We start from the raw sequence: 7,420 nt of genomic DNA, 5'->3' as shown, positions 1-7,420 counted from the left end.
GGTTCGCCGCCTGCGGCGTCACCAGAAGCAAGGGCGTGTGGTTCCAGTAGGCCGTCTTGACCGGCGTCACGAACCCCGTCACCCCGGGACCGTTCTGCGCGATCGCCATCGACATCCGCCCCGTCGAGCGCGTGAAACCGTCCGCCATCATCCCGGCATTCGTCTCATGCGCACAGTCCCAGAACGTGATCCCGGCCCGCGGAAACAGGTCCGAAACAGGCATCATCGCAGAGCCGATAATGCCAAAGGCATGCTCGATCCCGTGCAATTGAAGGGTTTTGACAAAAGACTCCTCAGTCGTCATTCGCATTTTATTTTCCTTGTTTTCAGTCAATTAGCCTATCGCTGCGCGCAAAATTCGTTGTCGAATCAAATCCGAGACATGCCGACTAAAAAAGACATTTCGTATCGGTTCCGGTATTGATCGAACCTGTTCCAGGCTAACTTTCGCGCGCTGCTTGCCTTAGCGGCGGGGATCGGACCTGCCCGGCAGGGCAGGCCTCTCGTCATTTCGACACCGCGCTGGCCAGTTGCGGGGCACAGTCCAGATCCTCGTCGTCATCGTCGCGGAAGGGGCGGTCGGGGCGGATCAGCAGCGCGCAGGCCGCGCCCAGCAGCAGCAGGACCAGCGAGGCCGCGAAGGGCAGATCCCAGCGTCCGGTCAGGTCGATGATCAGCCCGAAGACGATGGGCGAGATCATCCCGGCCAGTCCGAAGCCGAAGTTCATGAAGCCGCTGGCGGTGCCCGAATATTGCGGTGCGATGTCCATCGGCGTGGCCCAGATCGGCGCCACGATCAGCTCGGCGAAGAAGAAGGCCGCGCTGAGGCTGATCGCCACCGTCACCAGATCGGTCGAGAACATCACCGGCAGCATGCAGGCGAATGCGCCGAGGAAACCCAGGATGATGACGCTGATCCGCGCCAGGGCGACATTGCCGGTGCGGCGCAGGATGCCGTCGCTGAGCCAGCCGCCCGCCAGGTCGCCCACTACCCCGGCCAAGAAGACGCCGGCCGCGAAGATGGCGGATTTCTTCAGGTCCAGCTCGTGCTGGTGCAGGAAATAGGACGGGATCCAGTTCAGGAACAGCCACAGCGTCCAGCCATAGCAGAAATCGGTGATCGTCACCGGCAGCATGCGCTTGAGCAGCCGGCCCCAGGGCAGGGTCTTGCGCTCGCCCACGATCTTCTGGTCGGGCAGGGTCTCCAGCTCTTCGGGGGTGATGCCCTTGTGGCTGCGGGGATCGTCGCGGAAATACCACCACCACAGCGCCACCCACAGGAAGCTGATCAGGCCGACGATGATGAAGGCATGCCGCCAGGACAGCGCGATGACCAGGAAAGCGATCAGCGGCGGCGTCAACGCGTTGCCGAAGCGCGCAAAGGCATGGGTGATGCCCTGCGCGAAGCCGCGCTTCTCGGCCGGCATCCAGTTCGACAGCGCCCGGGTAGCGGTCGGGAAGGCCGAGCCTTCGCCCATGCCCAGCAGCACACGCGCGATGATCAGCGAGACCGCGCCCTCGACGAAGCCGATCATCACCGTCGCGGCCGACCAGACCGTGCCGCAGATGATCAGCGTCTTGTGCGGCCCCAGCCGGTCGCCCAGGCGGCCGCCGAGAATCTGGAACAGCGCATAGGGATAGGCGAAAGCGGAAAACGCCAGCCCGAGCTCGAAATTCGTCAGGCCCAGTTCGGCCTGCATGGCGGGGGCAGCGGTGCTGATGTTCACCCGGTCGATATAGGTGACCAGATACATCAGGCAGATGACGAACAGAACGCGGTCCGTCGTCCTGAATCGGGTAAGCCTTAGCATGTCTCCTCCCTGGATTATGCTGGATGTGGTGGCACGTCCGTCTGCGGCCCGTTGCACGGTTCCCTGTTGAAGTCCCGTCCTCCTCCGACGGGTCTTCGAGCTTTTGGCGCCGGGCCGTATTCTTGGGAAATGAGGCCTCCTTCCTGCCCCTTGGGCGCTATTGCGTCAGCTGCGCCAGCTTCAGGCGCTGGATCTTGCCCGAGGGGCCCTTGGGCAGCTCGGCCATCAGGTGGATCACCTCGGGTGACTTGAACGCCCCCAGCCGCTCCTCGCAGATCGAGATCAGTTCGGGCGGCTGCAGCGCCGAGCCGGGGCGCAGGGTGACGGCCGCCTCGACCCGCTCGCCGTAGCGGGCGCATTTGCGGGCGAAGGCCGCGGCCTCGATCACGTCGGGATGGGTATAGAGCGCCTCGTCGATCTCGCGCGGGGCGATGTTCTCGCCGCCCTTGATGATCAGCTCCTTCAGGCGGCCGGTGACGAAGACATAGCCTTCCTCGTCCATCCGGCCCAAATCGCCGGAGCGCAGCCAGCCGTCCGCGGTCAGCGCGGCGGCGGTCGCGACCGGGTCGCCCAGATAGCCGCGCATGACATTGGGCCCGCGCACGGCGATCTCGCCCTCGGCGCCCGGCGGCAGCGGGCGCAGGTCGGGCGACAGGATTGCCACCTGGTTGCCCACCGCCCGGCCGGGCGAGCCGATCTTGCGCAGGCCCGGCGGCAGCGGGTTCGACAGGATCTGCGCCGCCGTCTCGGTCAGGCCCATGGTCTCGACGATGGGAATGCCGAAGCGGCCCTCGAAACCCGACTGCACCTCGGGCGCCAGCGCCGCCGAGGCCGAGCGGCCGAAGCGCAGCCGTGCCCGGGCCTGGGGCGACGGCTCGCCCTCGCCATGCAACAGATGCGAGATGATCGTCGGCACGACAGAGAACCAGCTTGCCCCGTGCCGTTCGCAGAGGCCCCAGAACTGGCTGGCCGAGAATCGCTCGCAGACCACCACCGAGCCGCCCGAGAGCAGCGGCGCCAGGATGGTCACGCAAAGCCCGTTGATGTGATAGATCGGCAGCACGCAGAGCGCCCGATCCTCGGGCTGCAACTCATGCGCCAGCGCCGTGGTCCAGCCGCCGGCCAGCAGGCTGGCATGGCTGTGCACTACCCCCTTGGGCCGGCCGGTGGTGCCCGAGGTGTACATCAGCAGCGCGTCATCCTCGGCGCCATGCGGATGCGGCGCCGCCGGTTCGCAGCCGGCGGGCCAGCGGAAGCCCACCCCGGCCTCGATGACCATGGGTTCGGCGGGATGGGCGGCCAGCGCGCTGTCGAGCAGCCCGCGCTGGCCGGGATCCAGCAGCAGCGCCCGGGCGCCGGAATGCGACAGCGCATAGCCGACGGCCTCGGCTCCGGCGACCAGGTTGATCATCGTGGCGCGGAAACCCCCGTATAGCGCGCCGAACAGGCCCAGCACCGCATTGCGGCCATTGGGCAACATCAGCGCCACGCTGTCGCCGCAGGACAGTCCCAGCCCGGCCAGGTGCCCGGCGATGCGGGCGGCCTCACCCTGCAGCTCGCGCCAGGTCAGCGCGCCGCCGTCGCCGGGGAAGATGTGGCTGGTGGCGTCGCCCCGTTCGGTGGCGCGGATGTCGAGCCAGTCGCGGACGGTGCCTTGCGGCGAGTGATGCGGGTCAAGCCTCATTGCCCGACCTCCTGCCAGTATTCGCCAAAGATCTCGTCCAGCGCCGGTTCGCGCGGCGGGATCGGACGCACGACGCGGGTGCGCTGCATGAAATGCCGCCAGTTCAGGTTGGTGTCGATGGAATTGCCGCCCCAGCTGCCGCAGCCCATCGACAGCGAAAAGGGCAGCCCGTTGTCGAAGGCGCCGCCGGTGGCGAAGCAATGCGCCTGATTGACGATGACCCGGCAGACCGGCAATTCGCGGCCAAGCGCCAGCGGGCGATCCGCGTCCCGCGAATGCAGCCCGACCGAATGGCCCGCCCCCTGATGCAGCAGGATGCGCCGCGCCAGTTCCGCCGCATGGCCGAAATCGCGGGCGCGGTAGAGCGCGGCGATGCGGCTGAGCTTTTCGCCCGACAGCGGATGGTCGGGGCCGATGCCCTCGGTCTCGACCGCGATCAGCCGGGTGCCGGGCGGCACCTTGCCGGCCAGCCCCAGCCTGTCGATCATCACCTCGGCATCCTGGGCGATGATCTCGCGGTTCATGTGCCCGTCCTGCCAGAGCCGGGCGACGATCCCCGGCGCTTCGGACGGCGGCAGGACCGCGCCGCCCTCCGCCGCCAGCGCCGCCAGGAAGGCGTCGTAGACCGCATCGACCACGATCAGTGCGTTTTCCGACGAGCAGGAGGTGGCGTTGTCGAAGGTCTTGGAGGCGGCGATCTTGCCCGCGGCAGCCGCCAGGTCGGCGGTCTCGTCCACGATAACCGCGACATTGCCGGCGCCGACGCCGATGGCGGGGGTGCCGCTTTGATAGGCGCGGCGCACGTTGTCCTGGCTGCCGGTCACCACCACCAGATCGGCGGTCTCCAGCAGGCGCTGGGTCTTGGCCTTGCTGCCATGGCCGGGCAGCATCTGCACCAGCTCGCGATCCTCGCCGATGCGGTCGAATTCGGCATGGATGAAGCCCAGCAGCATCTCGCAGCAGGCCACCCCCTTGGGCGAGGGCGACAGCAGGATGGCATTGCCGCATTTCAGCGCGTTGATGATGTTGTTGGCCGGCGTCGCCGCCGGGTTGGTCGAGGGCACGACCGCGCCGATCACGCCGATGGGCCGGGCGATCTCGGTGATGCCGGTCTCGGGGTCGTCGGACAGGATGCCATGGGTGGCCACGTCGCGGATGTCGCGCAGCAGGCCCAGGGTCTTGCGGTGGTTCTTGACGATCTTGTCGACGACATTGCCCAGCCCGGTGCTGCGGACCGCGAGTTCCGCCAGCTGCCGGTTGCGTTCGGGCTGCATGATGGCCCAGCCGGCGGCAAGGGCAGCCCGATCATAGCGGCGCTGGCTACCCCCCGCCTCGTATCCGGCCTGTGCGCTGCGCGCCCGCACCATCGCCGCGTCGACCGAAAGAATATCGTTCGAGATGTTCATACCTGTCACTTGCTCCTGCTCCCGGCAGGCCGCCTGCCGAGAAGGTGAATGGGTAGGCAGCCCGGAAAACCGGGTCTCGCCATGTCTGCAATGTTGGACTGGTACGGCTTCCTCTTGCCGTGGTCTTCGACCCTAGGTCATGAAAACAGTCTTGCAACTGTTTTCATTAAATTCTATAATTATCAAAAATATCCGTGGAAAATCTTATGATTAAGCCAGATATTGTTTTCGTTGCAAACCTTGCAGGCGTTTCACCGGCGACGGTGTCGCGGGTGATGAATCACCCCGACCTGGTGCATCCGGCGACCCGCAAGAAGGTCGAACTGGCGATCGAGAAATCCGGCTATATCCGCAATCGCGCCGCACAGGCCATGCATGGCAAGCGCAGCGCCACTATCGGCCTGGTGGTGCCGACGGTCGCCAACACCATCTTTGCCGAGGTGGTCCAGGCTTTTAACGACACGGTCAGCGAGCAGGGTTTTACCCTGCTGCTGGCCTCGCATGGTTATGATCTGGACGCTGAATACCGACTGGTCCGCAAATTGCTGGAACATCGCGTCGATGCGCTGGCGGTGGTCGGGCTGGATCACAGCGCCGGCACCTTCCGACTGATCGCGGAACAGCGCGTGCCGCTGCTGGCGCTCTGGAACTACCTGCCGGATTCGGCGCTGCCCTGCATCGGGGTGGACAACCGCGAGGCGGGGCGGATGGCAGCCGAGCATTTGATCGCACTGGGGCATCGCCGCATCGGCATGGTCTTTCCCACGACCTTCGACAACGACCGGGCACGGGACCGCAAGACGGCGGCGACGGCTGTTTTCCGCGCCGCCGGCATCGTGTTGCAAGACCGCTGGCAGGTCGAGGTGCCCTATAGCATCGCCCAGGCCAAGGCCGCCTGCCTGGAGTTGCTGGCTGGAAAGGACCGGCCGAGCGCCTTGCTTTGCGCCAATGACGTGATCGCGCAGGGGGCGATCTATGCGGCGGCGCGGCTGGGGATCGCCATTCCCGCCAGCCTGTCGGTGATCGGCATCGGCGACTTCGCCGGCTCGGCGCAGATGGAGCCGGCACTGACCACGGTGCGCATTCCCGCGCAGAAATTGGGGGCCACGGCGGGGCGAGAGATTATTACAATGATTGGAAAGTCCGACCCCAATTACATGGTTCACAGCAGAATTGAATTGGAACTGATCATGCGTAGCAGCACAGCGATTGCGGTCGAACTGTCCGAGTCGATCGTGTAGGTCATGTCGACAAATGGCGAAGCCATAGCCTGATGCAGGCAACATCGACGAAGCTCAGGAAGCTGTCTGCGGTTTTGTCGTAGCGGGTTGCTATCCGGCGGCTGTTCTTTAGCTTGTTGAAGCAGTGTTCGACCATGTTGCGCAGGGTGTAGATGGTCATGTCGACAGCCTTGCGCAGCTTTCGGTTCCTTCGCATCGGTATCATCGGCAGGGCGTTGCGGCTCTCGATATCTTCTCGAATTTCATCAGAATCATAGCCCCGGTCGGCGACCAGAACGGCTTGATCCAGCTCCCTTGAACGGTAACCATCCGTCGTAGCCCGTGGTTACGCAGCTTTGGCGCTCAGGGTGCGCTTCCAGTTCCACGGCAGTAGTTCTGGCAAGCGCGACAGCGGTGTATCGGGCAGTTGGGCCGGAACATCGGCAAGCCAAGCCTGGCGGGTCGACGTCGTTCATCCTGGCGGTTACGATCAGGGAATAGATGAAGGCGGCACGGTCGCCACCGCGGGCGAACCGGCGAAGAGCCAAGCCTTTCTCCCGAGGGCAACGCCCCGCAACGCCCGTTCGGAGGTATTGTTCGTCAGGCAAATCCGGCCGTCGTCGAGGAAACGAGTGAAGGCCTTCCATCGGTCGGGTTCCTCGAACATGTAGCTTATAGCTTTGGCGACAGGGTTGTACTTCGGCATCCTGGCGCGCTCGGAACGCAGCCAGTTGTGCAGGTCTTCTGAACCGCTCCGGGTTTTCCGGAGGCTGATTCTGGCTAGTTACGCGGCCATGGGTTCAGTTTCCAGAGCCGCGCCTCGGCTTCGGCCGGCGGGATGTTCCCGATCGGTTCGAGCAGATCGAGCAGGCTTCGCTGTCGAGAACCATCCGCCCCACACGTCCGCGCACCTCAGGGGAAAACTTGCTCGTCGTCTTGCTCATGATGCTCCTTCCTTCTCAAAAGTTGATGGAGTGGATGCCCCTCCCGCCGTGCCGAGGCGTGGCACAGTGGCAGTAGCAGGATGAGCTGCGGTGAAGAGGAGGAAGGACATGAACAACGCCACCATCATCGGCATCGATCTGGCGAAGCGCGTCTTCCACGCGCACGGAGCACACATCGACGGCAGCGTCGCGTTCAGGAAGCGGTTGACCCGAGCTCAAATGCTTCCGTTCCTGTCGGCGCAGCCGCGTTGCGTGGTCGTTATGGAGGCATGCGCCAGCGCTCATGAATGGGGCCGCGCGATCCAGCAGCTCGGCCACGATGTGCGGCTCATCCCACCCAGCTACGTCAAGCCAT

The 7,420-nt window shown here is 65.0% G+C and carries 5 protein-coding genes and 3 pseudogenes; 2 read left to right on the top strand and 6 right to left on the bottom strand.

Going from position 1 to position 7,420, the window contains the following annotated elements:
* The 4 genes from BLT64_RS25440 to sauS all read right to left on the bottom strand — a co-directional run.
* Positions 1–310 (bottom strand): thiamine pyrophosphate-binding protein (locus BLT64_RS25440; RefSeq protein WP_254777254.1); only part of this gene is annotated, 310 nt, incomplete at its 3' end.
* A 196-nt stretch (positions 311–506) separates the two neighbouring features.
* On the bottom strand, positions 507–1,811 hold the full coding sequence (locus BLT64_RS25435) for an MFS transporter (RefSeq protein ID WP_011747342.1): 1,305 nt from the start codon (positions 1,809–1,811) through the stop codon (positions 507–509).
* Between the two features lie 157 nt (positions 1,812–1,968).
* Positions 1,969–3,495: an AMP-binding protein gene (locus BLT64_RS25430; RefSeq protein WP_011747343.1), complete on the bottom strand. Its 1,527-nt coding sequence runs from the start codon at positions 3,493–3,495 to the stop codon at positions 1,969–1,971.
* Positions 3,492–4,901, bottom strand: coding sequence for an acylating sulfoacetaldehyde dehydrogenase (sauS, locus tag BLT64_RS25425; RefSeq protein ID WP_011747344.1), 1,410 nt, complete (start codon positions 4,899–4,901; stop codon positions 3,492–3,494). Before sauS ends, BLT64_RS25430 begins: the two co-directional genes overlap by 4 nt.
* Before the next feature lie 206 nt (positions 4,902–5,107).
* On the opposite strand from sauS, the gene BLT64_RS25420 reads away from it, so the two are divergent.
* Positions 5,108–6,142, top strand: coding sequence for a LacI family DNA-binding transcriptional regulator (locus BLT64_RS25420; RefSeq protein WP_011747345.1), 1,035 nt, complete (start codon positions 5,108–5,110; stop codon positions 6,140–6,142).
* 1 nt (position 6,143) lies between these two features.
* Here the strand turns inward: BLT64_RS25420 and BLT64_RS25415 are convergent.
* Together BLT64_RS25415 and BLT64_RS25410 are read right to left on the bottom strand one after the other, a co-directional pair.
* Positions 6,144–6,446, bottom strand: a pseudogene (locus BLT64_RS25415) (transposase); the annotation flags it as partial.
* A 21-nt stretch (positions 6,447–6,467) separates the two neighbouring features.
* Positions 6,468–6,902, bottom strand: a pseudogene (locus tag BLT64_RS25410) (IS66 family transposase); the annotation flags it as partial.
* 271 nt (positions 6,903–7,173) lie between these two features.
* Here BLT64_RS25410 and BLT64_RS25405 point away from each other — a divergent pair.
* A pseudogene (locus tag BLT64_RS25405) lies at positions 7,174–7,420 on the top strand (IS110 family transposase); the annotation flags it as partial.

The sequence above is a fragment of the Paracoccus denitrificans genome (assembly GCF_900100045.1).
Lineage (GTDB): Bacteria > Pseudomonadota > Alphaproteobacteria > Rhodobacterales > Rhodobacteraceae > Paracoccus > Paracoccus denitrificans.
The sequence above is the reverse complement of the archived record's forward strand: the minus strand, read 5'-3'. Positions and strand labels throughout refer to the sequence as shown.